The following is a 26,367-nucleotide window of genomic DNA, read 5'->3' as shown; positions in this document are numbered from 1 at the left end:
CCGCTGCTTTCTGAAAATAATCTCAGGTGCTCAGGTGCTCAGGTGCCGCAGTGCTCGATTGGGGCGACAGAGACAGTATAGGCGTCCAATAAAGCTGCTTTCGATTCTTTCTTGATCCTGTACACCGTGGCGACTCCACAGTCAGCGAGCTTGGCAATTTCGTCGGCGGACATTGTTGGATACTCCTGCACCAGCTTCTGTACCTTAGCCCACTTGGCAGCATTCCTTCCCTTGCCTGATGGCTTCCAATCAGGATCAGCAGCCTTCTTGTTTTCCAATCCTTGCTTGATACGCTCCACGCGTTTCTCTTGATCCAGTCTTGCCATGGTTGCCATGAGGTCGATCAGCATGTTGTTGATCACGTCCATGATTTGACCGGTGATTCCCTTCGCCTCAACGAGCATGTGACTGGTAGGCAGATCAGCTACAACCAGACGCAACCCTTTGGCCTTGATGGTAGTCTTAAGAGTGTCCCAGTCAGCTTGTGAGAGGCGACTCAGGCGGTCTACAGACTCAACCAATAGTGCGTCCCCCTTCGCGGCAGAATCCAGCAAGGCAAGCAGTTCAGGACGGTTGAGCTTGGTGCCACTGATGTTCTCCGCATACACGCCAACAATGTTCAACCGCTTCTCGACGGCGAACTGCTCCAAGGCCAGCTTTGCACGGTTGGCGTCTTGGTCTTTGGTAGAGGCTCGGAGGTAAAGGTGGGCATTCATCGTCATCTATCCTTTGTCATTCGACTTGATAGGTAAATGATAAATGAATCGCATAGCACTCCACAAGAGTCTATTGATAGTGATTTCCTGATCGCTATCGCACTACCTGATGGGTCTACTTCTTTGATAGCGATTATTGCCGGAGTTTGAGAGTCCCAGCGGTGATGGCTGATGCGTTCGCATCGAGAGTCTGTAATGCGTTGAGTGCATTTTCGCCGGTGGCACCTGCGGCATTAGCTTTAGCCCACAGGGACAATTCTTCAATTACAGCAGCTATGGCGTGCTGGTTGTGACGGAGGAGGGTTAGAGCGTCTGCTGTGGCTGCATTGGCTTCTGTGTTGTCTGGCACTGCTTACTCCTTGAGTTTGTCTTTGGAGATCGTCAGAGCCCTTGTAGCAGCTCTGATAAGGTCATTCCAAGTCCATCAGCAAGCACCTTTGCCGCATCTAGGCTGGGGTTGGCTGTGCCCGTTTCAATTCGCGACATATACGTTCGAACGAACCCACACCGATCAGCGAAAGCCTCCTGACTGAAGCCCTGACTCGTGCGTAGCTCTCGGATTCGTTGGCCGAAGCCCTTTCTCAGATTCTGATTTGGTTGCATCCTCGAATGATGGGCGGATGTACCCCAATCGTGAACACACCAAATGGTGACACACCAATTGATACATTGCTATGCTCAACGTTTGCTAGCCAGCAACCGAGAGTGATGCTCTATGAACGAAAAACTGTTTGTACTGACCCCCCAGAAGAAGAAAACAAATCACATCCTGCACGTGATCATGACAGTGCTGACTGGAGGTCTTTGGTTGTTGGTGTGGGGTATTGCCATGCGGAGCAATGACAGCCACAACAAAAAGCTCGACAAGCAGATCAACCAGATAATGCACTACAAGACGAAAGGCTTGAGTGACAACGAGACTTACAAGCAGATCAGGAGCGACGAACTCAACTCGGAAGTGCTTCAAGGGCGGGTGATATTCGTGGTTCTGGTCGTAGTATTTTTGTACTTCTGCCTGCGATAGTTGTTGCACATGCAAGACAACGATTGCACATCTAAAGCGGAGCTTTGGGTGTTATACCCTCTCAGCTCTGCTGAAATGCTCGCACCGAAAATTTCAGTTTTCAATGTTTAGGCGTGACTGCCGACATCCCTTCGGATGTACTTCAGTAACAAATAAAAATTACACAAATTCAGCTCTTCTCTTTTGATTTTTATTTTGATCTTGTTTGTTGGTGTAAGAATGAATACGGAAGTATTAGGTAGACCTTCCGTCAGCGGACGCTGACAATTATGCACGTTACCTTCGGTGGAGCAGATCAAGAGCAAGAGCTTAGATGTATATTGATTTCATTTAATTTGTTGGTATGTTGATCCAGAATCGGGACGATACGAAGATTGTTCTGACTCATGCTTTGCATGAAATGGTATTCAATCCAATGCTCCGCATTGAAGTGTTTCTATGATACATGCGGCCGAATTAGTCCCCCCCCCCCTTTTTTTTTTGAGAGGGGCTGCTTATGCGGCCTGCAACTCACCCTGTGTGGTTTGCATCTCGTCACGCCACTTCCTGATGGTCTTTGCCGATACGGCGGTGTCTCGCTCAATGGCCTTGACCGCTACGCCTTGTGCTAGCATCTCCAGTACGTCTAGCTTCTTCGGGTGCTGGTGCCGGTTCTGGTGCTTATGACGCACCGGCAAGGCTACGACATTAGCGGGAGCTGGATGTGTCGGATATTCCGCTTCGTACTCTTCCGCAGTCTTGAACTCGGTGAGGGTGCGCAAGTCATCATGCAGTTTGGCCAGTTCTTCAGCACTTGGTTTGCACAGATCATCCCAATCATCCCACTCACAAGCTTTTGGCTCAGGCTCGATGCCATCCATCTCGTTGATCAGGGATCGCGGACGACTCTCCATCATCCTTGGAACAATCATTTCGATTGCTTTGACGTAACGTCTTGCGTGCCTTTCCCCAAGTTGCAGCAAATCCTCTACACCCTCATTAGAGACGACTTGGAGGCTTTCCAGAGTTACTACAAGTTTACGTACAGACAGCGGCATAGACTTTCCACCAATACCCGCGGGGCGGTCATACCAGTCAAGTCGTGCAATTCCTTCAATGATGTCCATGGCAAACGCTGGATAGCGCCCCCAGTAAGTTGTACAGCCGATGAACCCATAAAACGGATTCTCAATCATCTTGGGCTTTCGCCCGCGTTCACTCTTTGGTTTACGTGGTGCCTTCGTTCTGGTCTTCGGTGCATTGTCTACCAGCCACTGATCTGCGTTAGCGGCAATACGCACATTCAATGCTTCCAATTCTGCTGGGGAGAGCAGGTCGGAAAGAGATTTACTGGTGGCGGTTGTGATAGTGGGCGATTTAAAGGCGGATGCGTGCGACATGGGTTGTTCTCCTGTATTCAAGTTCATTTCATAGGCTGTTGCCTCAGTGTTTGTTTTGGCCGCAAGTGAGCGCCTGCGGCTATGTTAGGTAATGCTGTTTAAGCGGAGAAACCAGTAGTTTCCCTGCCTGCGGTCGAGTCAGCTCGAAGCCGGTCGGCGTAGTGAATCAACGCTCGTACAACTTCTAGATGGACCACTCGTTCATTCATGTACCGCCGTAGAGCAGCATCAATTACATCTGCCTTCTTCACCTGCCAAGCTTTGTGAGCCGATAGCGGGCAATCAAAGCTACCGAGGCGAATTTGCTTGCCATCAGCTCTGCAAAGTGCCTGATACGCTACTCCTCGTGCCTGCTTAGTTACGCCTAGCGGCCACTCGCCACGGGTGGCTGCGGAGTCGGTTACGATGAGGTTGAGGTACGGTGGCACGTATCGACAGTGTTCCGGTCCATATACCTTATTACCGGGACATATCAGGTCTTTGTCCAAGCACCAGCCTTCAACATAGTTTTGATCAAACCAAGCTTTGAACCCAGAGAGTCTGAGCCATTCGGGGTGTACAGAGCACCCGATGTAGGTGGGGCAGCGGGCATGGGTTTTCTTGCTATAGCCGCGATTGATCATGGTGTTCCACGCTGAATACGCTGGCTGTATCCGCAGCTTACCGGTCTTGGGGTCACGGTAGGATGAGTTACCGGGGAGGTCGTTAATTCCAACTCCACAGACAAGCTTTCCGCTAACGCTGTCGTTGGCGGACCGAACTGTATGTCCGGGGATTGTCGTTGTAGCTGCGATCTGGCGGATGAGGTGATTGCCTGCGAGTTGCGGCGATTCACCATTGGTCTTGTCGTTTTCAGTGAAAGTGCTGCTCATAAAATCCTCCTATGTAGTTAAAAATGGGCGTAAAAATACCGACACATCGGTCGGCATCGGCTCGTCATTCTTCTCACTACGGAGGAGCAGGAACTCAGCTATTCGATGTCGTCGACCTCATGGTGGTGTTCGCTTGCTTTGCAATAGTCATGGCTGTTCTCATGGTTTGCTGTGATCGTCAAATGGTGATCAGCCAAAGTTCAGGCGTTAAAAAACCTCCTGCGATTTCTGGGCGATTAGTTCGCTCCGTGGTCGCGTAGAGGCTTCTAGATTGTCTGTCTGCTCACTGAAGCAGAAAGCTATCTGCTCACAGATGTGGGCCGCCTGTCAAGAAGTGGTTGCGGTTAGCGTTTAGATATGGTTGGTCTTGTTCGGGAAGCTAATCATTCCAGAGCCCTATCGCACCGTGTCATTTTGCATAAACCAGTTTCCAGAGGAGTGGAAGCGCCCTGCTTAGCCCAGACGATCAGTTCACCCCGTAAACGCTGGGCAAAATGGAGGTGGGTGTTGAAACATTACTAATTTAGTGCAGGTTATTCTGGGGTTTATAGAGGGTTTATAACAAGTTTTCCAGGCCGCCAACACTGGCGTTCCTCCCAATCTTTTATCTTACGGATGGATTCGGATGCAATCTGTTCAACGCCCGCGCCATCGGATAGGACGCTTTCTGAAAGGCCTCCTGCGCGCCCTACATAGCCATAGTGGATGTTCGACCAAATATCATAGAAATAATTGTAGTCTCCTTGTTTGTGCCAAACACCTCCAATGACCTTTGGGATTTTCTTCTTGTGATCCCAGTCCATCCCCTGGCCCACTTTTGCAGCCCAAAGTGTCATTGCCACCGCAGCATTCGCGGCACCAATAACTTGAGGGCTGGACGCACCCGATTGGGCATACCAAGGCAGCGCCATAAACTTGCGGGTCTCTTCCGCTACGTCGTAGCTAAGCAATTCTTTCATTTTCGAGACTGACGAGTGATGGATGTTGCGATTCATCTCATCAGCGATGTAGCTGGCCAGCTCTTCCATCATGTCTGGATGAGTGCAGACGACAGGCTCCGTTTTTTCTGGTGGAGTGGTCTGGCTCATCAGGCCAGTTAATCCTTGGGGCGTGATATCACAGATGGATTCCCTGACGTACGAACCTTGAAGGGCGGGAGGTATAAGGGGGGAGGCTAGCTTAGCTAAATGGCTAATCATCACTCGTGCTGCGTCCCCTTTGGAGGTGTTGGTATACGTGCCAGTAGACGCTATGGTGGCAGCTGGTTTCACGTCAGGAGGCGCGGAATTTCCGTCCGGTGAGCGATCACTCCCAGTCGCTACCAGCGACTCAAAGAACAAAGCCAGTTTTCCGCCTGTTGCCCTGCGCATTGGCGTATAGGGGCGTTCGTAATCTCTACCTTGCATGCGCCCGTTTTTTGCGTAAAAAAAAGTTTTTGCTCGTAATCCTTCATACTCAGCCTGTAATTGCTGCATTCCTTCCCAGGCACTGAGGTTGCCTTCATGCATATTTTTGATGATGCCATTGGCTAATGTCGCGATGTGAAAACCAAACCGGCTTTTTTTCAAATGGTCGAAGCCGTGTTTTCGGCCTAGCGAAGAGCCGAAGGAAGCTAGATTAGACGCCGTTTTAATGGCGTCATGAATAGTGCAAGACGCTTCATTCATTAGAGGATTCCTAAGAGCTGTAGGCTGATGTTCCGGCCGCTATGTGCTCCCAAATAATGTCCCTGTAACGTATAGTCACGTGTTCTTGTGGGTCTGCATCATTCAAATAAACAGCGTGAGGACTTTGTGCGTTGATATGCGCGATACGCGCCCCTTTGAGTCGAATGGAGTAATACTTCTCCTGCCCACCGGACGAACTGGTGCGGTAAAGGTGTAGTGTACAGTCCAGCTCTTCCCCGCTATCCCAAGCGCTGGCTAACAATGGGGAAGATTTATCAATATTCTTAGTAATCGATAGCGGCATGTGTTGGCCACGCCCGCCCGCCCGCCCGCGCTGCTGCCGTTACTGTTGGTGGCCAAATCGTGCTCATAAGCCAACACCATAATTTCATCTTTATGAGCTGTCTGACTCTTATTACCAATTGACTCTTGATCAGAACAACCGGCGGAAATAAGTCCTTGCTTATTTCCGGTAATGCTTATGTAACTGACGCTAGCCATTATGTTCTTCCTTAGATAATCAGGGGGAAATGTTATTTCATGTTTTTTCCGCTGACCTATCTAGAAAAAGTGAGTATTTGTAACAAGGTAATCTGCTGTTCAGGGGGTGTACGCCGGACCCCCCGATTTTTCCGGAGAGTCCCCAACCCAGCAACGGCGAGGTCTGTCGGAAAACCAGTGATTTCCGGCTCTGCTGAACCAAACGCGAAAACGGCCCCTTTTCATGAGTAAAACGTGTACGTAAAACTATATCGGGTAGACAGAGCAGCCGGAAATCTATCTCCAGGCGTTTCCGACGGAATTTTCTGGGGGGGGCGGCATACACCCCCTCCTAGGCGTCCGCCTAAGGCGGTCTAACTTAGGTTTGGATGCCAGCGCCTGGACTCTCAGCTCCACAGGTGGCACGCGAGCGCGCAGGCCGTCGTAGACGGCAAACAGAAAGTACGGCTTACATTGGTTTTTGGTTCCACTGCTCCCCAAACCCCAAATAGGAAACCGACGATGGCCACGCACTTTGATCCCTACCCTGACGACGATGAAGCTGAGCAGGCGCCATGCGGCATTTGGCTCGGGGAAGCCAGCAACGGCACCAGTAACTGGGTGCAGCCCATCGCGGGGCGATCCGGCTAAGCGAAATATTCACCACGCTGCTTGGCAGTGGCGAGCTAAAAAGCCGCTTCTTGAGCGATATCTTGAACCGGTGCGAAGCCGCTGCCTGGGGAGATCACGATGCGTTGATCGCCAACCTTATTGGCCTGTTGTCACAGGCCTGCGAGGCCACCGCTGGCTTGATCGGCAATACCCTCATAGCGCTTCAGCGGGAACCTCACCTGATTGAAGGCGTGCAGCCTACGCCGATGATTGTTGCGGACTTGGTGGCCGAGGTAGCGCGCTACGACTCGCCCGTGCAAAACACTCGGCGATTCGTGGCGATGCGTTGCACTGTCGGCGGCAGGGTGCTGGAAGAGGGGGATACTGTGCTGGTGCTGCTCGCTTCAGCCAACAGGGATCCTGACGTCAATCCGGACCCCGACAGCTTCTTGCTCAGACGGACGCAGCGACGCACCTTCAGCTTTGGGGCAGCAAGGCATGAATGTCCGGGTCGGGCACTTGCATTGACGATCGCCTGCGAGGCGATTTTGGTCTGGCTGCATAGTCATCCTGTCCCGTTTGCCCGTCTGCTGCGGTGGGACTATTTGCCCTCCCACAATGGCCGCATCCCCACGTTTTATCCTGATGAGGAAACCCGCTAATGATCGCTGTTATTTTTGAAGCATGGCCTCATGAGGTGCAATACCAGCGGTATCTTGACCTTGCAGCTGAACTCCAACCCATGCTGGCAGAGCTGGATGGCTTTATCTCGGTAGAGCGTTTTCAAAGCCTGAGTGAGCCCGGCAAGGTGCTCTCACTGTCCTTTTGGCGTGACGAGGACGCTATCACACGGTGGCGCGGTCTTGAGCTGCACCGGGCGGCACAATTGGCGGGGCGCAGGCAGGTTTTCGATGACTATCACCTGCGCATTGCCCACGTGGTTCGCGACTATAGTCTTGAGGATCGCCTTCAGGCACCGAGCGATAGCAAACACGCTCATGAGTGAACGGTCGGCGGCAACTGAACGTCAGGCGCGTTCGACCGAAGAGAGTCGACGCGGCGTGGGTGAACGAGAAACGCTTCGGCGTATGAGCCAGGAATCAGCTACTTTCAACAATACCCAGAGGTGCTCCCTTAATTGAGAGGACGGTCATGTTCACATTACGTGTGTTGGCGGCTACGGCCATGTGTTGCTCCCTGGCCTTGACTTCGTTGCCTGTATCCAGCGATCCCAGTAACGGCAAAGGGCCTGATAAAGGTCATGCACAAGGAGGCAAAGGGCAGGGTAATAAGGCGGATCAGGGCCACAAAAATCAGGACTCTAAAGGGAATCAGGGTAATAAAGGCAAGGGCCAACAGGAGGGGGAGTGGGGCCGTTCGCCTCATATCGACAGGGACAGTGTTTTAGGGATTCTGGCAGGCCATCGCAATGACTGGCAGCCTGGCCCGTCACTTCCGCCCGGGATCCAAAAAAACCTCGCGCGGGGAAAACCGCTGCCTCCGGGGATTGCGAAAAAGCTGGACGGCAGGTTGTTAACTCAATTGCCCCACTACGAGGGGTATGAATGGCAACAAGCCGGAGCTGACTTGATCTTGGTTTCGATCGCCAGTGGTCTGATTTATGAAGTGCTTAATGGGGCATTCGATTGAGGTTTCAAGCGGTTTCGAAATGGGCCACCGCGCGAGGGCTTGCCTGCGCAGCCGTCAGCTCACCTGCCCCCCTGAATCGAGGACGTCTACCCAGGTCTCAAGCGCTGTAATGATTGCCACACGCAACCCCTGGACCTGTGTTTCAAGGCTCATGGAAGCCACTGGCTGAGGCGCCAGCGCTACCTGCTGCGGGAGATACGGCACATGGATGAATCCGCTGCGTATGCCAGTACCTGCCAGGGCGTGTTGCAGGCAATAGAACACCTGATTGCAGACGAAGGTTCCGGCCGTCTGGGACACTGACGCCGGAATGCCCTCAGCCCTTAACGCCCTCACCATGGCCTTGATCGGCAATGTACTGAAGTAGGCTGCCGGGCCTTCCATGACCACTGGGGTGTCGATGGGCTGGTCGCCCAGGTTGTCGGGAATGCGCGCATCGTTGAGATTGATTGCCACGCGCTCGATGGCAATATCGGTGCGTCCTGGCCCTAGTCCTACGGCAATGACCAGGTCTGGCCGCACGGTCTCCAACAGCTCGCGCAAACGGGCCGGGGCTTGAGAGAACACGCACGGCAACTGCCGCGAGACAATCCGGGTGTCTTCCTTTATCAGGCGTTGATCGAGCGCTTTCACGGCTTCCCATGAGGGGTTGAGCGTGTCTTGATCGAACGGTTCGAAACCTGTCAGCAACACAGTACGCATGGGTACCTCACATCAGCAGATAGAGCAGGGCAATATTGACCAGCAGCATCATCAGTGCCGTCGGCATTTGCGCTTTGATCACCGCGTATTTGTCCGGAATCTCCAACAGGGCCACCGGCACGATATTGAAGTTGGCCGCCATCGGCGTCATCAGTGTTCCGCAGTACCCCGAGAACATGCCAATGGCGGCCATGACGGCCGGGTTGGCATCGTAAATACCCACCAGCACTGGAACACCCACGCCACCGGTCATCACCGGGAACGCCGCAAACCCGTTGCCCATGATCACGGTAAACAACGCCATGCCCAGCACATACACCATCACCGCGATCAGGCGGTAGTCCATGTTGATGTAGGACGTTGCGACGTGCGCCACGGCTGTACCCACTCCCGCATCGTTAAACAGCAGGCCGAGCATGGCCAGCATTTGCGGCAGCACCATGGTCCAGCCCAGTGCCTCGGTCAGACGGCGTGATTCGCGCAGGCTTTGCAGGGGCGTATCGCGAGTCAGCAGGCAGGCCAGAATCAAGGCCACAATACAGCCCAGTCCCAAGGACACGAACGTGGTGTTTTTGGGGTCCAGCAGCGGCACGCCAGCAATTTGCGTGTGTTTGAGCAGCATGGAGCCGATAACCGTGACCAGAGGAATCGACAGGGCAGGGATGAACAGCTTGTGTCCCAGTCGCCCGGCGCTGGCGCGTGCTGCCTTGACGTGTAATTCGGCATGCGTCCCGCGGCCTACGCCGCCCACACCTGCGATCACAGCCATGACCAGTACGCCTACGCCTACAGCGAACGGCGGCAAGCGGTCGCCTACCAGGAAAACGATGGCAAACAGTGTCCAGAACAGGCTGCTGCTCCAGCGTTTTGGATGGGTCTTGTCGCAGGCGATCATAGCGGCGGTGACCATTAACAACACGCCAGCCAGCCAGTAGAAGTACTCAATGGAGATGATCATTGTGCAGCCTCCCGCGAGCCAGGCGTGATGGACGATTGCGGCGAGGTCAGTTGGCGCGTCAGCTGCAAGTCGAAGCGATACAGGCGCAGGGCATGCACGATAAAGGCGCAGATAGCCGTGGGAATTCCCCAGAATGCGATGTGTAAAGGTTCTACATCGAGACCCGAGCCCAGTAAAAAGGTATGCATCAAGGCGATTGCGCCAAAGGCTACGAACACATCTTCGCCAAAGAACAAACCGACATTGTCGGTGGCCGCGCACATGGCCAGCACCTTATGACGCAGTGCTTCGGGCAACTTACCGAACTTATTTTCAGCCGCGCCCTCGGCCATGGGGGCCAACAAAGGGCGCACCATCTGCGGGTGGCCACCCAGGCTGGTCAAGCCCACCGCCGCGGTGGTCTCCCGCACGAACAGATACATGATCAGCAGGCGACCGACCGTGGCCCGTTGAAACTTGGCGATCCAGTTCTGCGCATGCAAACGCAAGCCATGGCGCTCCAGCAAACCGATCACTGCGAGGGGCAGCAGCAGGATCAGTTGCAAGGCGCGGGTTTGCAGAAACCCTTCGCCCATCAACGTGATGATGTGCTCCAGGGAGAAGCTGGCTGCAAGGCCGGTCACGATCGCGGCCAAACTCACGACCAGTAGAGGATTGAAGCGCAGCACGAAGCCCACGACGATGACGAATACGCCCAATAAGGGCCATAGGTTGACGACGGTTTGCATGGGGAGTGAATCCCTTGGCTGGATGCCGCAACGCCAGGGCAGGCTGGGGTGCGCGCAAGGCGAAAGCGGTCGGGCTCACTTTCGCAAAATTGATTCGCTGCCGGACTCAGCGTGTTTTTTTATTGTTGGCGCCCGATGATAGAGCGTCATTGAGCGATATCTTTGGGCGCTTTATTCACTGCGTCCAGTCAAAAAAAGTTGTCACCGCCGAACAAAAAAGTTTGGTTAACGGCTTGCCTGGTCGGGCTGGCTTGGGATTGTTGCAAGGGTTTACAGTGGCAGCCTTGTTTGGTGTGGACGGGCAACCCTGCATGAATATGCGATTCCTTTTGACCTTTGTGTGGGTGGCACGGCTCGGCAGCTTTCGACTGACTGCCGAAAAGCTATCCAGTACACAAGCGGCGATCTCCAGCCGTATCTCGGTGCTGGAAGCTGAACTCGGCGTGCAGTTGTTTCAACGTGACTCACGGGGGGTCAGCCTGACCCGTGAGGGGCACAACGTGCTGAGCTATGCGCAGGAGATGCTGGCGACCCAGCAGCGCTTGCTCCAGTCACTGGGCCAGGCCGACACGTTTTCAGGCCGCTTGCGCATTGGGGTCATGGACACCGTGATTCACAGCTGGTTAAGCGAGCTGATTAACGCCCTGAGCCGGGAATACCCGCAGGTTGAAGTCGAGCTGACTGCCGATACGGCCCTCAACCTGAATGAGCAGTTACTCAAGGGGCAGTTGGACCTGATTTTCCAGACAGACTTATTACGGGCCGACGGTGTGCGTAACAGACACTTGGCGTGCTATCCGTTGCGGTGGGTGGTGGCCAGTGGAACCCCGCTTGATCGCCCGTATGAAGGGCTTGCAGCGCTTTGCCAAGAGCGGATCCTGACCTTTTCGCGGCTGTCCCGGCCGCATCAGGACGTGCTCAATTACCTGCATCAGCAAGGCGTGAGCGCGCCACGCATCAGTTGCATCAATTCGGTGGCGGCCATTATCAAGCTGGTGGCTGACGGGTTTGGCATTGGCGTCCTGCCGCCAGTGCTGGTCAGCCGCGAATTGAGTAATGGCAGTCTGGTTGAATTGCCGATGTGTGCTGGGCCCGGCTTTTCGGTCTATGCCAGTTGGCGCGTCGGGGCTGGCCTTGAACTCAATGAAGCGGTTGTCAGCCTTGCGCAAGAGGTGGTGGCCGACTACCAACGTGCCGTTGCTCCGGGCCATCTGGTATTGCCCAAGGCCCTCGATTAGTACAGCTCATCATCTGATCCGTATTTTTATGAATCAACTGCGCCTGTATTGCAGCTCACAATCGGCAGAAAATTGCAGCCAGTCAGATCGCTCAAGCAGGCATCGAACCTTAAACGGTGCAGGGATGCCGTCCGTTGATGCTCACGTTCTGGTTTTCGACATACTTACGGTAGGAACTGATATGGCTAAGATGGGTTGGTTTTTGGGCGGATTTCTGCTGTTGACCATTGGGATCGGTATCCTTGCCACCATTCCGCCGGGTTGATCCCTTTTACATTTAAAGGCCGCTGCGAAATCAGCGGCCTTTTCTGTTTGCGCAAGGGTATTCAGGCGTTGTACGTGAGGGCTTGTTCAACATCAGCCAGCAGATCTTCCACGTCTTCCAGGCCAATCGCCAAACGCACCAGCCCCTCACTAATGTCGTGTCGAGCACGCTCCTCCCGCGTGTAAGCCGAATGGGTCATGCTTGCAGGGTGTTGCGCCAAAGATTCTGCACCGCCCAGGCTGACAGCCCGGCTGATCAGTTGCAGAGCGTTCATGAAATGCCGACCGGCTTCCAGGCCTCCCTTTAGCTCGAAAGCAATCATCCCGCCAGGTTGGCGCATTTGGAATTTAGCCAACTCATAGTGTGCGAAAGAGGGTAGTCCTGGATAAGACACTGACTTCACGGCCGGGTGATTCTCCAAATACTGGGCAATCACCTGAGCACTGCTGCAATGGCGATCCATGCGTAAAGCCAGGGTCTTGAGCCCGCGCATGAGCAGGTACGCATCGTGGGGCGACAGCACGGCCCCCGTGAGGTCCTTCAAGCCCTGCAAGCGAATACGCGAGGCCAGCGCTTGTGAGGTGACAACAATGCCCGCCGTGATATCGCTGTGCCCACTCAGGTATTTAGTGGCCGAGTGCACGACCACATCGGCGCCTGACTCCAATGGTCGCTGCAAGTAAGGGGTGCAGTAGGTGTTGTCGATCACCACCGTGATGTCAGGATGGGCGTGGGCAACGCGCGCAACAGCTGCAATATCGACGAGTTGCATGTTGGGGTTGGCCGGGGTTTCAAAGTAGATCATGCGCGTGGCGGGGGAGATCGCGGCTTCAAGTGCTTGCATGTCGGTCATGTCGACATGTTTGACCTTGATGCCGAATTCCCCGATGCCGTGATGCAGCAGGGCAAAGGTGCAGCCATACAGGGTGCGGCTCACGATCAGTTCATCCCCCGGGCGCAGTAGCGTCCAGAAGGTCGTGGCAATAGCGCCCATGCCAGAACTGAAGGCAATACCGGCTTCGCCGTTTTCCAGTGTCGCCATGCGTGCTTCGAGCAGCGCGAGGGTGGGATTGGAAATGCGTGTATAAAAATGCCCGTCTTCTTCTCCGGCGAAACACGCTGCGCCGTATTCAGCAGTCGGAAAAGCAAATGTGGACGTCAAGTAAATGGGAGGAATCAGGGCGCCCTGATTCTCAAGGGCGTTGTAGCCGTGATGGATCGCGCGGGTAGAAAAGCCGAACTCATTTTTTTTGTCGTTCATGCTGGACGCTCCGATATTTCCTACAATGCTATGCTCAAATTCGAAGCGATAAATACCAATTCCAAGGGTTAAATCGAGCGCTATTGGAATAAATACCCTCCACATCGAGATCAAGAGGCACAGTATGCTCAACGCTCTGGATAGAACCGATAAAGCCCTGCTGGCTGCATTGCAAAACAATGCGCGATTAACGGTGGCCGAACTCGCGGAGCAGGTGTCGTTGACCACCTCGCCCTGTTGGCGGCGGGTCAAAATCCTTGAGCAACAGGGCCTGATTACGGGCTATCAAGCGATCATCTCGCCCAAGCAACTGGGGTACGGCGTCACGGCCTTTGTCAGCGTCATGATGGCCTCACATTCTCAGGAAACAGCCAGAAAATTCGAGCAGTGCTTACTGGATATTCCTGAGATCGTGGCCTGTCATAACATTTCGGGTCGTTATGATTTCTTGCTTGAAGTGGTGGCTAAAGACCTTGAATCTTTTGGTGAGTTTGCGCGTGAAGTTCTGCAAGCTTTACCTGCGGTCAAGGAGATTTATTCAAGTTTTTCATTCAAGTCGGTAAAACCGCTTCGCAAGATGCCCCTGGGACTTTAACGACCGTTATCCGATAAAAAAGTCGACCGTGTAGCTGTAGGGCCTGGAGGGATTATGGTGGGTGAGTTGTGAACGGCAGGGGAAGTCCGGATACTCGGCACATGCACAGTGGTGTGTCCAATAGAATGTCACCTTGGGCGCGCGATGATTAAGTCTTTTCTCATAGGCATATAAGAAACTACTTTCAAAAGTAATGATCGTCTTGTCGAGCGTGTAAGCAGCGCGAGATTCAAAGATGGATTTTTTAACATCATAGTCAATCAGAATGTCACCCCGTAGTTTGGGTGTGGTCACGAACTGAATTTGGTCGACGCGCACGTCAAGATTGTTGTCCGATAGCTCCGGAGGGAAAGCGCCTTGTCTCGCCGTGTGGTGTGCGGAAAGCAAATCCAGTCGGTAGCCCGTTTTATTGATAAAGCGCATATTGATATACATGTTGTCGCCAGGATGGCTGGTCATTCAATGAGTTCCTGTAAGGATGGTTCGGCCGTTAATCTGTGTGGTTAAGCCTAAGTATGGTGTGTGTTTTATAAGTAATGCGCAGGATTTACAGAAGGAAATACTTACATTGTTGTACGCCGTTACGGGGGGGGGAGCCGCAGTGGGTTAAAAGGGTTGAAGCCGGGTGAATAATGTCGGTTAAAGTTAAATTGTAAGTAGGAAGTGTCTTTTTGCTTCTTGAACGGGTGCGCGCATACACAGAGAGTGCTTAGCTTTTATTTTTATTAATGGTAAGAGCACACGATGTTGACACGAGAGTTGATGATGGGGTTGTTCCCCAAAAGTTCACAGTTCATGAACGATTATTTTCCTTCCTTACAGCATGTGGCGCAGCAGCGGCAGATCACCACCCCGCGTCGGATAGCGGCGTTTTTGTCCCAAGTGGGGCATGAGTGTGGCGGCTTTACAGTGTTGGTCGAGAACCTTAATTACAGTGCGGGTGGTTTGGCCGCGACGTGGGGTTCACGGTTTGCCGAAAAAAATGCGGCTGGCGCCTACATAACCGTCATGGAGGGGGGCGTTCACGACGAGTGCCCAACAGTGATGCGCAGAAGTTGCATCGCCAACCCGAGGCCATTGCCAATCGGGTGTACAGCAATCGTCTGGGTAACGGTGATGAAGCGTCAGGAGACGGTTGGCGTTACCGTGGCAGGGGGCTGATTCAGATGACGGGCAAGAGTAACTATCAACAATGCAGCCTGGGCCTGTTCGGGGATGAGCGTTTATTGACCACGCCTCAATTGCTTGAACAGTGGCGCTGGGCAGTCGAGTCGGCAGGCTGGTATTGGAGTACCCGTAACCTCAATGCGTTGGCAGATGGCGATGATTTTGAGCGTGTGACACGGGCTATCAATGGAGGACTTAACGGCCATGCCCAGCGCGTAGCGCTATATGAACAAGCCCTCAACCTGATGAGCCAGACATCTGCTGGTTGACTGGCGTTATTAATGGGAGTGAAACCTCAGCTCACTCGGTTTAGATGCCATAATGCGCGCCTGTTTTTTTCCAGCCACGCAGGGGTATTTAAACCGTGATGTTTGAACTGAAGTCGATGAGTCCCGAGGCTTATCGTCAACAAACCCGGCGCAGCACGCTTTACATCGCCTTGCTGTTTGCCTTGCTGGCGCTGGTGATTTCTGGCTTGGCAGTGATGCTGGCAGGCGTGCCGGGCGGTGATAACTTCCGGTTGAATCTGGCCGGAGTGATCGTGGCACTGATCGTCACGGTCGGTCTGGTGCGCTACGTGTTCTGGTCCCAGCCCTGGATGGCGGCTGCGGTGTATGGGTGGCAACTCAAGCGCAGCCTGATGCGGGTCACAAATGTCATGCATCACGTGACGGCGGGTGTCATGGCCGGGGATGTCAGCGCGCTCAAGCTGTTGCGTTTTTATCACCTGGGCATCACCCAGATGTATCAGCTGGATGCTAACTCCAGCGCGTTGAGCCAGATGGTGCGCGAGATCGACCTGCACAAGGCGCGGCTTGAAGCGTTGGGCATCGACACTGAGCAAACGCGATTGGACCCTGCGTGGATCGAGAAGGTTAAAACGTTCACACCGTTGAAATAAAACGTTAAGGCCAGCCAAGCCATGGGGGCGCCCAGTGCGCACCTGTAGCCCGGCCAGCCATGACGCTGCGTGGTTAGCTCACCACGCGATAGCAGGGCACATACGCTGCACCACCGGGGAGTTTCATGCGGTGTTGCTCGACGAAGGCCTGCAGCAATTTGTCCAACGGCTTCATCACAGCCGCATCGCCATGGATCTCGTAAGGACCATGTTGCTCAATCAGATGAATGCCTTTTTCTTTCACGTTACCGGCCACAATGCCAGAAAAAGCCTGTCGCAAATTGATAGCCAATTCATGGGGTGGCACGTCCTTGCGCAATTGCAGGCTGGCCATGTTGGCATGGGTCGGATCGAACGGGCGCTGAAAACCCTCATCAATCTTTAAAAGCCAGTTGAAGTGGAACGCGTCATTGCGTTCGCGACGGAACTGTTTGACCTCTTTAAGCCCGGCTGTCATCTGGCGCGCCACTTCGGCCGGGTTATCGATGATGATCTGGTAGTGCTTTTGCGCCGCGTCGCCCAGGGTCGCGCCCACAAACTCGTGGAGCTGTTGCAGGTAGGGTTCAGCTTCTTTAGGGCCGGTCAGAATGACCGGAAACGGCACATCGCTGTTGTCGGGATGCATCAAAATCCCGAGCAAATACAGGAACTCTTCTGCCGTGCCTGCGCCGCCCGGGAAGATGATGATGCCGTGGCCTACGCGTACAAAAGCTTCAAGGCGCTTTTCGATGTCAGGCAAGATCACCAGTTCATTGACGATCGGGTTGGGCGCTTCGGCCGCAATGATCCCAGGTTCGGTCAGCCCCAGATAGCGTCCGCCCGACAAGCGTTGCTTGGCGTGGGAAATCGTGGCCCCTTTCATTGGGCCTTTCATGACGCCGGGACCACAGCCAGTGCAGATGTCCAGCAGCCGCAGGCCCAATTCATGGCCGACTTTCTTGGTGTATTTGTACTCTTCGGTGTTGATCGAATGACCGCCCCAGCACACCACGATTTTGGGTTCAACACCTGGGCGTAAAGTGCGCGCGTTGCGCAGCAGGTGGAACACGTAGTCGGTAATCCCGGCCGAGGTGTTCAGGTCCATGCGCGGGCTGTCGAGTCCGCTTTGGGTGTACACGATGTCGCGCAGGGCGCTGAACAGCATTTCACGCGTGCTGGCGATCATTTCGCCATCCACAAAGGCATCAGCCGGAGCGTTCAGCAGCTCAAGGCGAACCCCCCGATCTTGCTGATGAATACGCACTTCGAAGTCTTTGTACGCTTCAAGGATGGTTTTGGCATTGTCGACATGGGCGCCGGTGTTGAGGATGGCCAGCACACATTGGCGGAACAGGGTGTAACTGGTGCCTGAGCCGACTTCACTCAGTTGCTGCACTTCACGTTGCGATAACGTCTCCAGGCTGCCTTTGGGGCTGACTGAAGCATTGATGACGTGTCTTTGGACCATTGAGAACTTCCTTGAGCGGGTCAAAAAATTGCCTGACGCAGTTTTACATGCATACCTGCCGAGTGTATCTACGCCACAAGAAGTCCCGATTGTCGTGGCGCTGGATATCTGTTCATTGTTGATGCCGGCTGTTTCGCGGCTGGCCTCTACAGTAACACCGCCTGCTCATAAGACCAGCGCACCGCAGACGTTGATGATCAAGTCGGTCGGGCCTGCTTTGTCTGAGGTAACCTGTGCCTCGATGAGGGAAGGTGCAAGACCTCACCTCGCATAAGGAAGGGTTAATGATCATCACCACAACCAACAGCATCGAAGGGCGCCAGATCACGGAGTACCTGGGGGTCATCAGTGCAGAGTCGGTACACGGTATCAACGTCGTGCGGGATTTCTTCACCGGCATGCGGGATTTTTTCGGTGGGCGTTCTCAGACGCTGGAGCGCGCGTTGAAAGAAGCGCGGGCAGAAGTTACGGATGAAATCCGAGAGCGTGCGGGCGTGCTGCGCGCCGATGCAATTGTGGGGCTGAATTTTGAAATCAGCATGCCGTCAGGTCGCGGTGGCATGCTGGTGGTATTCGCCACCGGCACGGCCGTGCGCTTGAGCTGAAACTGCGCTAAACCTGTGGCAGTTGTCAGACCGTCAGTTTTGGGAAATAGAAGGAGCGTTTCGATGACAGGATTTTTAAAGCGTGCGTTGATGGGGTGGGTCGTGGCGGGTGTCGCAACGGGAGTGGCTGCCGAAAGTCGGCTACCTGAGCTGACGACTCAAGCACCCTATAAACAAGCGTATGCGGCCATGCTGGCTTACCCGGATTGGGTGAAAACCGGTCAGGGCACTGCGGCTCCTGTTGAAAAAGTGGTCATGGACGGTAAAACCTGGACCGTCGGCCAGATGTGCAAACCCCACGATTGTGCAGCCAATCAGTTGAATGTGGTGTTTAGCCCCGATGGCAAACAGGCGTGGGGGCTACTGTCCGTTCGCGCCGAGAATGCCGAAACATTTGATCAGCAATTTTTGGGCATGCCGGATGACACCATTAAAAAGCTGCTCAACAAATCGTTTGCGGACAATAACCCTACCGATTGAGATTGCCCTACACGTTCGACCGCCTTTGAGGCGGTCGAACGAGCGGCAACGGGTGGCTTTTACGCTTTCGTCAGGCTGGTTTGAGAGAGTGCCGCCTGAAGTTTTTCTTCTTGCTCGGGGGAAAGCGAGGTGCGCAACACTTTGCCCTTGAAGTTTGAATCTTCAAGTTCCTTCAACACTTTCTCGGGCTGGAACTTACGCAACAGCACGAACAGGGCCGAAGAGTTGTTGGGAATGGTTTCGCTCAGCGACTTGATGAAATCGTCATCGATGCCGTAATCGCTCAACGACCCCGAGAGCGCACCAGTGCCCGCACCGAGCGCGCCGCCGATGGCAAAACCTGCCAGCGGGTTGAGAAACAACAGCCCGACCAGAGCGCCCCACAGGCCGCCAGTGACCAAGCCGGAGGTCGCGCCAAGGGCGGTGAGGTTCACGCTCTGTTTGATGTGCACCTTGCCTTCATTGTTACGAACAACAATGACCGCATCTTCCAGCTCCACCAGATGCTCTTTGCTCAACGACACCATTTTGGTCAAGGCGCGGTCAGCTTTTTCAGTATCGTCAAATCCCACTACGATCAAATCAGACATGTCTTTCATTCCTTGACTGTGCAGTTCCAGCCCGCAACGGGCTGAATGAAGAAGTAGGCCTCAAAGTGTGATGACACCTTTAACACCTTGTTGCGCAGCACAGCAGCGGTTGAGAAGCGGCTGCGAGCAATGAGCGTGGTCGCAGACCTTGAAACCGTCAAGTCGATACCCGGTTCGGGTTGTCGCACCAGGGAGCAGAAGGGAAAACAGCGCAGAGGGGAATAGAAAGGAAGAGGAGGGCTGGCTGAGCAGCCCTGACACTTACTCCAAGGGCTGATACCTCGGAGATTTATTGCTGATCGTTTTTGTCCGAAGCAGTCAGGCCAGCCTGGATGCGCTGGTAAATTTCTTCACGGTGTACGGCTACATCTTTGGGCGCGTTGATGCCAATTCTGACCTGTTGGCCGCTGACACCTAAAATAGTGATCGTAATATCGTCACCGATGTTTATGCTTTCACCAACTTTGCGGGTGAGTATCAGCATTTTTTTCTCCTTGATGGCTTTGTATGGCACGTCTCTGAGACGGTGCGGCTTCGGTCATGGCTACAGAATACTGCTAACTGCATATAAATGCGCCGCTCATTACAGACGTCATAGCCAGAGTGGCAATTCCCTGTACGAGGAAAGCTCTCGCCTATGTGTCTTAGATAAGGGCGTATCGGATTTGTTCAAGGAGAGCAAAGGCCGCTGCCCCAGTGATAAAATCGACCCACTCAAAAAGATAGGGGAAACGCAGTGCGTAAAGTCATCGTGATGACAGCAATATTGGCCCTGACGGCTTGCGGTCAGGAGTCTAACGATAAAATTCAACGGGCTAAAGCAGCTTCTGACACATCGACTGTTCAAGCGCCGGTGGCTCGCTGGGCGGTAGAGGTCAAACTGGGCGAGACTCAAGCGCTCAGTGATTTGACGGCAAGGCTGCTGGAACATGGTTATAGCTCTTATATTTCGGAAATTGACGGTGTTCAACGCGTGCTGCTCGGCCCCTTCACTAGCCGCGACGAAGCGCAGGCGATGTTGACCCGCTTGATAACCCAACTCGACAACCTGCAAGCCCGGATCATTGAGTTGCCGGTCGACAAGCCCGCCCACTAAGCAGTCACGGTGCCGTTTTGCTTCCTAAGCGTAGCGGCAACCGGCGCAGGCGCAGGCTTTGAGCCATTATTTTTTTGCACCCTGAGCGTGCGCCGGTGGCGTTTGTCACTGAGCACGCCAGCCACCACCCAATGACGTCAACAACGCCACGCTGGCCTGCAACTGGCGAGTGCGCAGAGCCTGCACCTGACGTTGCGCCTGCAAGGCGGCGGTTTGCGCAGTGACCACTTCCAGATAACTCACCGCTCCCGCTTCATAACTGCGGGTGGCCAGCGTCTGGGTGTTGTGCGCCGCATTGGCGGCGGCCTGCTCGTCTAGCTGCTGCTGGCGCAGGTCACGCAACTGCGCAAGGTTGTCTTCAACTTCCCGCACAGCGTGCAGGACCGTGCTGCGGTACGACGCGCTGGCCTCTTCAAATTCGGCCTTGGCCTGACGCGCCTGCGCATCCAGTCGGCCGCCGTCAAAAATGGGCAAGTTGACCAGCGGCCCCAGTGCCCAGAATCGGTTGCCCGCCGCCAACAGGTTGCCTGCCCCCCGGGTTTGCCCGCCGATTAATCCGCTCAGGCTAAAGTCGGGATACCAGGCCGCTTTCGCCACCCCGATCTGTGCATTGGCAGCAAACACCCTGCGCTCCGCCGCTGCGATGTCGGGGCGGCGTTGCAACAGGGCGCCGGGCAGCGTGTCGGGTTGCTCCGGCGGGGACAGCGTTTGTTCGCGGGCGGCCAGTTCAAACGTGCTGGCGGGTTCGCCCACCAGTTCGCCAATGGCATGCTCAGTCAAGTTGCGCTGCCCGCGCACCTCATCCAGTTGCGCCTGGGCTTGGGCCAGTTGGGTCTGGGCGCGGGTCAGGTCCACTTCAGAGGCAATCTGGCCCAGATAACGGGCGCGGGTCAGTTGCAGGGCCTGGCTGTAATCCTGCAGCGAGCGGGACACAATGCGCTGCTGCGCATCCAGACCGTCGAGCTGCACATACAAACAGGTCAATTGCCGTTGCAAACTCAAGCGAGCGACCGCCAGATCATCGGCTGACGCCTGCGCCTGTGCATCACCGGCTGCCACCTGATTGCGAATTTTGCCCCACAGGTCGAGGTCTAGATTCAGCGCGAAGCTGCTGTCTTGCTGTTGTACACCGACGGTTGTGTCGTACCGCGTAACGGGCGGCTATCTGATTGACGTTCGCGCAGCGGCTGGGCGCTGGCTGTCAATTGCGGGAACAGACCGGCATGCAACTGGCTGGCATACGCTTGGGCCGCATCAACATGCGCCAGCGCCGCCGCCAGATCGGGATTGGCGTCCAGTAATTGTTGTTGCAGAGCGTTGAGGCGTGCGTCCTGATACACCCACCACCAATGCGCCGAGTGTTGATCCGCGGGGTGCGCAGGATGCCAGGCACCAGCATCGGCCTGTTCACGATAATGCGCGGGCAATGCGAGTTGTGGCACGGTGTAGGCGGGGGCCAATGAACAGCCCTGCAACGCCAGGACCCACAGCCATAGCGCAGACTTAAGCCTTGGCAGCATGGGACGCTCCCTGGTTCGCGAGCCGTACGGCATCACCGTCGCGCAAGGCGTCGGGCGGGTTGTCGATGACGGTATCAGCAGGCTTTAGCCCTTGATCGACCACCAGCCGATCACCCAGCTCCAACCCGATATGGATGGTCTGCAAGTGCACATGCTGCGATGCATCCAGCAGCGCCACTTGGGTACCTTGGGCGCGAAAAATCAGCGCGCTGGCGGGAATGCTGACCCCATGGGTGTCAGGCGCCACCGCCAACACGGCTTCGGCATAGTCGCCAGGCATCAGCGCATCGTTGGGATTGGGGACCAAAAATTGGGCCATCAGTGTGCCCGAGCGCGGGTCAACCGAGGTTGAGTTACCCATCAGGCGAGCGCTGAAGGTTTGGCCCGGATGCTCCGGCACCGAGAGTTGAGCTTGCATACCGGGGCGCACCACGCTGGCGTAGTTTTGGGGCACTGGCACATACAGGCGCAGCTGGTGGGTATCCGCGATGTCAAACAGTTCGGTGTCGCTGTCCGTATCGGCCTTGATCAACTGGCCAATGTCCGTATGGCGCGCAGTGATGGTCCCGGCGAAAGGCGCGCGAATGGTTTTGTAGGCTTCCAGTGAGCAAAGCCGTGCGAAATCAGCCTCGGCCGCTTGCGCATTGGCATGGGCGGCGGCCGCATTCGATTGCTTCTCGTCGGCTTCCTGACGTGACACCGAATGCGACGCCAGCAGGTGTTGCCAGCGCGAGGCCGTGGTCGCCGCCAGCTTTGCATTGGCCTGCGCTTGCAGCATCCGGGCGCGGGTTTGTGCCAGTTGCTGGTCCAGATCGGGGCTGTCGATCAACGCCAGCACCTGGCCCGCTTGCACCTTGCTGCCGATATCGCTTTGCCAGCTCTTGAGGTAGCCGTTCACCCGCGCCTGTATGGGCGCTTTGCTCCAGGCCTCAAGGTGGGCTGGCAAGCGCAAGGTATCGCCCCCGGCGTTTTGCCGGGGCTGGAACACGCTCACCACCGGCAAGGCAGCCGCTTGCGTCCACTGGCTGACCGCCTGCTCATGCCGGCTGCGGCTCGCCAGTCCGTTGGCCACCAGCAGGGCGGCCAGCGTCAGGCCGCCGATGCCCAGGTACATCAAGCGCGTGTGCGAAGGTGTTTGATCAGACGACATGGGGCGTTTCTCCAGCAGCGCGAGTGTCTTTTTGCCCGTGCACCAAGCTAAACACCACGGGCACGAATAACAGGGTGGCAACGGTGGCCAGCATCAGGCCGCCAATCATGGCGCGGCCCAGCGGGGCGTTTTGTTCTTGCGAGAGCGCCAGCGGCAGCATCCCGAACATCATCGCCAGCGCCGTCATGCAGACCGGTCGGAATCGGCTGTAGCCCGCTTCCAGCGCAGCCTTCAGTGCGTCGCCATGCTCAGCCAGGCGTTCGCGGCAAAAACTTACCACCAGAATCGAGTTGGCGGTCGCCACGCCCATGCACAAGATGGCGCCGGTCAGGGCTGGCACCGACAACGAGGTGCCGCTGAGGAACAGCATCCACACGATCCCGGCCAGGGCTGCGGGCAGGGCGGTGATGATGACGAACGGGTCCAGCCAGGACTGGAAGTTGACGACGATCAGCAGATAAATCAGGACCACGGCCCCCAGCAAGCCCACGCCGAGGCCGCTAAAGGCTTCGTGCAAGGCGTCGATTTGCCCGTGCAGGCTGACGATCGCGCCTTTGGGCCGCAGGTCGGCGGCGCTATCAATCACCTGTTGCACGTCGGCGGCCACGGCGCCCAAATCGCGCCCCTGAATGTTGGCGTATAGGTCGAGGGTCGGCTGGATGTTGTAGTGCGTGACCACGGCCGGGCTGTGTACGCGGCGCAGGGTGGCGAGCCCGCCGAGGATGTGCGACTGGCCGTTACTGCCCGTCACCGGCAAGGCTTCCAGGGCGGGCAGGCTGTCCAGCCGGTATTGCGGTGTGGCCGCGACCACCCCGTACGACACGCCATTTTGCGGGTTGAGCCAGAAGGTCGGCGCCACCTGCGAACTGCCCGCCAGGGACGCCACCATGCTGTTGGTCACATCACGCTCGGTAATGCCCAGCCCGCTGGCACGCTGACGGTCGACATCCACCTGCAATGACGGGTAGCCCACCGACTGCTGAATGCGCAGGTCGGCAATGCCCGGCACCTGCTGTAAACGGCGCTGCAATTGCAGGGCATAGGCGCGATTGGCAGCGTCATCACGTCCGGAAATCTTCACGTCCAGCGGCGCGGGCGCACCGAAGTTGAGAATCTGGCTACTGATGTCGGCGGGCATGAACGCAAATTGGCTGCCGGGGAAGCTGTCGGGCAGTACTTCGCGCAACGTTTTCACGTACGCGGCCGTCGGCCCATGATCGGCCGTGAGCGTGACCTGAATATCGCCGTCCTGCGGCCCGATAGTGCCGCTGCTGCTGTAGGCCATGTCGATCCCGCTTAATGGAATACCAATGTTGTCGACGATGCTGTCCACTTGATCGGCCGGGATCACCTCGCGGATGCGCGACTCAATGCGGTCGAATGCTGCGGCACTTTCCTCAATGCGCGTGCCCAACGGCAAGCGCACGTGCAACGCCAGGGCGCCAGCATCGGTAGCCGGAAAGAAGTCTTGCCCAAGGCTGGGCAACAACGCGAACGAGGCCAGTACACACCCCATAAACACCAGCAGGAACCGCTTGCGCCACGCCAGCGCCAGTGTCAGCAACCCGTAGTAACCGTCGCGCACGGTAGAAAAACGACGCTCGAACCCTTGCTGAAAGCGCAGCAGCGCCCGCACCGGCGCCGAGTGTGGCTGTTTGGGCTGTACGCCTTCGTGGTGATTGAGGTAGCTGTTTTCCGGGTGATGGCCGACGCCTTGCTCAGGCATATGGGGCTTGAGCAAAAACATCGCCAGCGTCGGCACCAGCGTGCGCGACAGCAGAAAGGAACTGCCCATGGCGAACATCACGGCCAGCGCCATCGGGCGGAACAGGTAGCCGGCAATGCCTTGCAACATAAACATCGGCACGAACACGATGCAAATGCACAACAGCGAGACAAACGCCGGGCCGACGATCTGTCTGGCGCCATCCAGGATGGCCTCACGCACCGACTTTCCCTGTTCAAGGTGCCAGTTGATGTTCTCGATGGTTACCGTGGCGTCGTCCACCAGAATGCCCACCGCCAGGGCCAGTCCGCCGAGTGTCATCACGTTCAGGGTTTGCCCGCTCAGCGCCAGCAACGCAATGGCCGCCAGTACCGCCAGCGGGATCGACACCGCAATGATCAGCGTCGAACGCCAACTGCCGAGAAACAGCAGAATCATGGCGCTGGTCAGCAAGGCGGCAATCACCCCCTCCTGCGCCACGCTGCCCACCGACTGTTTAACGAACACCGAGGCGTCGCCCAGCAACGAGGTTTTCAGTGACGGCGGCAGGGTCTCATTGATGCGCGGCAGCATCGCGCGAATGCCGTCGACGATGGACAGGGTCGAAATGTTGCCGTTTTTCAACGCCGGCATCAGCACTGCGCGGTGGCCGTCCACCCGCACGATGTTGGTTTGCGGCGGCGATCCGTCACGCACGTGGGCCACTTGGCCAATGGTAATCAACGCGCCGTTCACGGTTTTGATCGGCAAGTCGTTGAGTTCGTCGATGGCCTTGGGGCTGTTATTGAGCATCACCGTGTACTCATAGGTGCCGAGCTTGGCCGTGCCCACTGGGATGATCTGGTTTTGGGCCGCCAGTGCAGTGCCCACGTCCTGCGCCGACAAGCCCTTGGCGGCCAGCGCTTGGGGGTCGAGGTCGAGGGTAATCTGGCGCTGTTTGCCGCCCATGGGCGTGGGCATGGCCAGCCCGGGCAGGGCGCTGAGGGGCAAGCGAATGTTGTTCTGCACCAGGTCGCGGATGTGCGCTTCTGACAGCGTAGGGCTGGAGAACGCCAGTTGCAGAATCGGCACGGTGGAGGCGCTGTAGTTGAGGATCAGGGGTGGGGTAATGCCGGGCGGCATTTGTTTGAGCACGGTTTGCGACACCGCGGTGACTTGGGCGTTGGCCGTACGAATGTCGACGCCGGGCTGGAAGAATATTTTCACGATGCCCATGCCCGGCAACGATTGTGACTCGATGTGTTCGATGTCATTCACGGTGGTGCTGAGCGAGCGCTCATAGGTGTAAATCACCCGCCCCGCCATGTCGGCGGGCGCCAGCCCGGTGTATTGCCATACCACGGCAACCACCGGAATGCCGATGTCCGGGAACACGTCCGTGGGCGTACGCACGGCGGCCAGGGGGCCAATGATGCAGATGAAAATCGCCAACACCATAAATGTGTAGGGCTTGTGCAGTGCGGTCTTTACCAGCCCGAGCATGCCTGAACCTCCGGGGAGTGGAATTGCAAACCCCGGCAGTCTTGCCGCTGGAACCT

At 56.0% G+C, this 26,367-nt stretch carries 28 protein-coding genes and 2 pseudogenes; 12 read left to right on the top strand and 18 right to left on the bottom strand.

Going from position 1 to position 26,367, the window contains the following annotated elements; translation table 11 throughout:
• Positions 1-38 precede the first annotated feature (38 nt).
• The 3 genes from TU74_RS09180 to TU74_RS23400 form a co-directional block, all read right to left on the bottom strand.
• Entirely contained in the window at positions 39-716 is a 678-nt protein-coding gene (locus TU74_RS09180; protein WP_048376154.1) for a recombinase family protein, read from the bottom strand.
• 133 nt (positions 717-849) lie between these two features.
• Positions 850-1,065: a hypothetical protein gene (locus TU74_RS09175; protein ID WP_048376153.1), complete on the bottom strand. Its 216-nt coding sequence runs from the start codon at positions 1,063-1,065 to the stop codon at positions 850-852.
• A 32-nt stretch (positions 1,066-1,097) separates the two neighbouring features.
• Complete coding sequence (locus TU74_RS23400) at positions 1,098-1,319, bottom strand: helix-turn-helix domain-containing protein (RefSeq protein WP_082149858.1); 222 nt, start codon at positions 1,317-1,319, stop codon at positions 1,098-1,100.
• Between the two features lie 112 nt (positions 1,320-1,431).
• Here TU74_RS23400 and TU74_RS09170 point away from each other — a divergent pair, with 112 nt between their 5' ends.
• Complete coding sequence (locus TU74_RS09170) at positions 1,432-1,740, top strand: hypothetical protein (RefSeq protein ID WP_048376151.1); 309 nt, start codon at positions 1,432-1,434, stop codon at positions 1,738-1,740.
• Positions 1,741-2,234: 494 nt separating this feature from the next.
• On the opposite strand, the gene TU74_RS09165 is transcribed toward TU74_RS09170, so the two are convergent.
• The 4 genes and pseudogenes from TU74_RS09165 to TU74_RS23385 form a co-directional block, all read right to left on the bottom strand.
• Positions 2,235-3,119 (bottom strand): hypothetical protein, encoded by an 885-nt coding sequence (locus TU74_RS09165; RefSeq protein WP_048376148.1) that lies wholly within the window; start codon positions 3,117-3,119, stop codon positions 2,235-2,237.
• Positions 3,120-3,217: 98 nt separating this feature from the next.
• Entirely contained in the window at positions 3,218-3,991 is a 774-nt protein-coding gene (locus TU74_RS09160) for a hypothetical protein (RefSeq protein ID WP_053069988.1), read from the bottom strand.
• A gap of 545 nt (positions 3,992-4,536) precedes the next feature.
• Positions 4,537-5,658 (bottom strand): polymorphic toxin type 44 domain-containing protein, encoded by a 1,122-nt coding sequence (locus TU74_RS23390; RefSeq protein ID WP_241485553.1) that lies wholly within the window; start codon positions 5,656-5,658, stop codon positions 4,537-4,539.
• A 10-nt stretch (positions 5,659-5,668) separates the two neighbouring features.
• Positions 5,669-6,159: pseudogene (locus TU74_RS23385) on the bottom strand (Hcp family type VI secretion system effector).
• A 501-nt stretch (positions 6,160-6,660) separates the two neighbouring features.
• Here TU74_RS23385 and TU74_RS24890 point away from each other — a divergent pair.
• The 4 genes from TU74_RS24890 (at position 6,661) to TU74_RS09140 (ending at position 8,400) form a co-directional block, all read left to right on the top strand.
• Positions 6,661-6,789, top strand: a complete 129-nt coding sequence (locus TU74_RS24890; RefSeq protein WP_262374183.1) for a hypothetical protein — start codon at positions 6,661-6,663, stop codon at positions 6,787-6,789.
• A 50-nt stretch (positions 6,790-6,839) separates the two neighbouring features.
• Positions 6,840-7,412, top strand: a complete 573-nt coding sequence (locus TU74_RS09150; RefSeq protein ID WP_420912157.1) for a cytochrome P450 — start codon at positions 6,840-6,842, stop codon at positions 7,410-7,412.
• The gene (locus TU74_RS09145) at positions 7,412-7,756 is read left to right on the top strand and encodes an antibiotic biosynthesis monooxygenase family protein (RefSeq protein WP_048376146.1); all 345 of its coding nucleotides are present in this window, start codon (positions 7,412-7,414) and stop codon (positions 7,754-7,756) included. The genes TU74_RS09150 and TU74_RS09145 overlap by 1 nt, the downstream gene beginning before the upstream one ends.
• A gap of 146 nt (positions 7,757-7,902) precedes the next feature.
• Positions 7,903-8,400: an anti-virulence regulator CigR family protein gene (locus TU74_RS09140; protein ID WP_048376144.1), complete on the top strand. Its 498-nt coding sequence runs from the start codon at positions 7,903-7,905 to the stop codon at positions 8,398-8,400.
• A gap of 54 nt (positions 8,401-8,454) precedes the next feature.
• On the opposite strand, the gene pcp is transcribed toward TU74_RS09140, so the two are convergent.
• The 3 genes from pcp to TU74_RS09125 are packed head-to-tail and all read right to left on the bottom strand — an operon-like array spanning position 8,455 to position 10,788.
• Positions 8,455-9,102 (bottom strand): pyroglutamyl-peptidase I, encoded by a 648-nt coding sequence (gene pcp / locus TU74_RS09135; protein ID WP_048376143.1) that lies wholly within the window; start codon positions 9,100-9,102, stop codon positions 8,455-8,457.
• A 7-nt stretch (positions 9,103-9,109) separates the two neighbouring features.
• On the bottom strand, positions 9,110-10,060 hold the full coding sequence (locus TU74_RS09130; protein ID WP_048376141.1) for a DUF979 domain-containing protein: 951 nt from the start codon (positions 10,058-10,060) through the stop codon (positions 9,110-9,112).
• Entirely contained in the window at positions 10,057-10,788 is a 732-nt protein-coding gene (locus TU74_RS09125) for a DUF969 domain-containing protein (RefSeq protein ID WP_047274939.1), read from the bottom strand. The genes TU74_RS09130 and TU74_RS09125 overlap by 4 nt, the downstream gene beginning before the upstream one ends.
• A 311-nt stretch (positions 10,789-11,099) precedes the next feature.
• Here TU74_RS09125 and TU74_RS09120 point away from each other — a divergent pair, with 311 nt between their 5' ends.
• Positions 11,100-12,026, top strand: coding sequence for a LysR family transcriptional regulator (locus TU74_RS09120; protein WP_047274985.1), 927 nt, complete (start codon positions 11,100-11,102; stop codon positions 12,024-12,026).
• A 326-nt stretch (positions 12,027-12,352) separates the two neighbouring features.
• On the opposite strand, the gene TU74_RS09115 is transcribed toward TU74_RS09120, so the two are convergent.
• A complete protein-coding gene (locus TU74_RS09115) occupies positions 12,353-13,552 on the bottom strand; it encodes a methionine gamma-lyase (RefSeq protein ID WP_047280349.1) in 1,200 nt (399 codons plus the stop codon).
• A 124-nt stretch (positions 13,553-13,676) separates the two neighbouring features.
• On the opposite strand from TU74_RS09115, the gene TU74_RS09110 reads away from it, so the two are divergent.
• Positions 13,677-14,147 (top strand): Lrp/AsnC family transcriptional regulator, encoded by a 471-nt coding sequence (locus tag TU74_RS09110; RefSeq protein WP_047274935.1) that lies wholly within the window; start codon positions 13,677-13,679, stop codon positions 14,145-14,147.
• Between the two features lie 6 nt (positions 14,148-14,153).
• Here the strand turns inward: TU74_RS09110 and TU74_RS23110 are convergent, their stop codons facing one another.
• On the bottom strand, positions 14,154-14,606 hold the full coding sequence (locus tag TU74_RS23110) for a hypothetical protein (RefSeq protein ID WP_052892169.1): 453 nt from the start codon (positions 14,604-14,606) through the stop codon (positions 14,154-14,156).
• A 572-nt stretch (positions 14,607-15,178) separates the two neighbouring features.
• Between TU74_RS23110 and TU74_RS25085 the strand changes: the two genes are divergently transcribed.
• Together TU74_RS25085 and TU74_RS09095 are read left to right on the top strand one after the other, a co-directional pair.
• On the top strand, positions 15,179-15,583 hold the full coding sequence (locus tag TU74_RS25085; RefSeq protein ID WP_420912156.1) for a glycoside hydrolase family 19 protein: 405 nt from the start codon (positions 15,179-15,181) through the stop codon (positions 15,581-15,583).
• 98 nt (positions 15,584-15,681) lie between these two features.
• Positions 15,682-16,215, top strand: coding sequence for a DUF3087 family protein (locus TU74_RS09095; RefSeq protein ID WP_047280346.1), 534 nt, complete (start codon positions 15,682-15,684; stop codon positions 16,213-16,215).
• 73 nt (positions 16,216-16,288) lie between these two features.
• Here the strand turns inward: TU74_RS09095 and ppnN are convergent, their stop codons facing one another.
• Positions 16,289-17,662, bottom strand: a complete 1,374-nt coding sequence (gene ppnN / locus TU74_RS09090; RefSeq protein WP_048376139.1) for a nucleotide 5'-monophosphate nucleosidase PpnN — start codon at positions 17,660-17,662, stop codon at positions 16,289-16,291.
• Between the two features lie 284 nt (positions 17,663-17,946).
• Between ppnN and TU74_RS09085 the strand changes: the two genes are divergently transcribed.
• Positions 17,947-18,267 carry a YbjQ family protein gene (locus TU74_RS09085; RefSeq protein ID WP_048376137.1) on the top strand — a complete coding sequence of 107 codons (321 nt, stop codon included), beginning with the start codon at positions 17,947-17,949 and terminating at the stop codon, positions 18,265-18,267.
• A 63-nt stretch (positions 18,268-18,330) separates the two neighbouring features.
• On the top strand, positions 18,331-18,747 hold the full coding sequence (locus tag TU74_RS09080) for an Ivy family c-type lysozyme inhibitor (protein ID WP_053069987.1): 417 nt from the start codon (positions 18,331-18,333) through the stop codon (positions 18,745-18,747).
• A gap of 59 nt (positions 18,748-18,806) precedes the next feature.
• On the opposite strand, the gene TU74_RS09075 is transcribed toward TU74_RS09080, so the two are convergent.
• Positions 18,807-19,337 (bottom strand): DUF1269 domain-containing protein, encoded by a 531-nt coding sequence (locus TU74_RS09075; RefSeq protein WP_047274924.1) that lies wholly within the window; start codon positions 19,335-19,337, stop codon positions 18,807-18,809.
• A 289-nt stretch (positions 19,338-19,626) separates the two neighbouring features.
• Positions 19,627-19,821 (bottom strand): carbon storage regulator CsrA, encoded by a 195-nt coding sequence (gene csrA, locus TU74_RS09070; RefSeq protein WP_047274922.1) that lies wholly within the window; start codon positions 19,819-19,821, stop codon positions 19,627-19,629.
• 252 nt (positions 19,822-20,073) lie between these two features.
• On the opposite strand from csrA, the gene TU74_RS09065 reads away from it, so the two are divergent.
• Positions 20,074-20,433, top strand: coding sequence for an SPOR domain-containing protein (locus TU74_RS09065; protein ID WP_048376135.1), 360 nt, complete (start codon positions 20,074-20,076; stop codon positions 20,431-20,433).
• A gap of 105 nt (positions 20,434-20,538) precedes the next feature.
• Here the strand turns inward: TU74_RS09065 and TU74_RS09060 are convergent.
• From TU74_RS09060 to TU74_RS09050, 3 genes and pseudogenes are all read right to left on the bottom strand, one after another.
• Positions 20,539-21,953, bottom strand: a pseudogene (locus TU74_RS09060) (efflux transporter outer membrane subunit).
• Entirely contained in the window at positions 21,937-23,103 is a 1,167-nt protein-coding gene (locus TU74_RS09055) for an efflux RND transporter periplasmic adaptor subunit (RefSeq protein ID WP_048376134.1), read from the bottom strand. The pseudogene TU74_RS09060 and the gene TU74_RS09055 overlap by 17 nt, the downstream one beginning before the upstream one ends.
• Complete coding sequence (locus TU74_RS09050; protein WP_048376132.1) at positions 23,093-26,311, bottom strand: efflux RND transporter permease subunit; 3,219 nt, start codon at positions 26,309-26,311, stop codon at positions 23,093-23,095. The genes TU74_RS09055 and TU74_RS09050 overlap by 11 nt, the downstream gene beginning before the upstream one ends.
• Between the last annotated feature and the right edge of the window lie 56 nt (positions 26,312-26,367).

Origin of the sequence: Pseudomonas lundensis (assembly GCF_001042985.1) — a bacterium.
GTDB classification, from domain to species: Bacteria; Pseudomonadota; Gammaproteobacteria; order Pseudomonadales; family Pseudomonadaceae; genus Aquipseudomonas; species Aquipseudomonas lundensis.
This window is presented reverse-complemented; position numbering and strand designations above follow the sequence as displayed.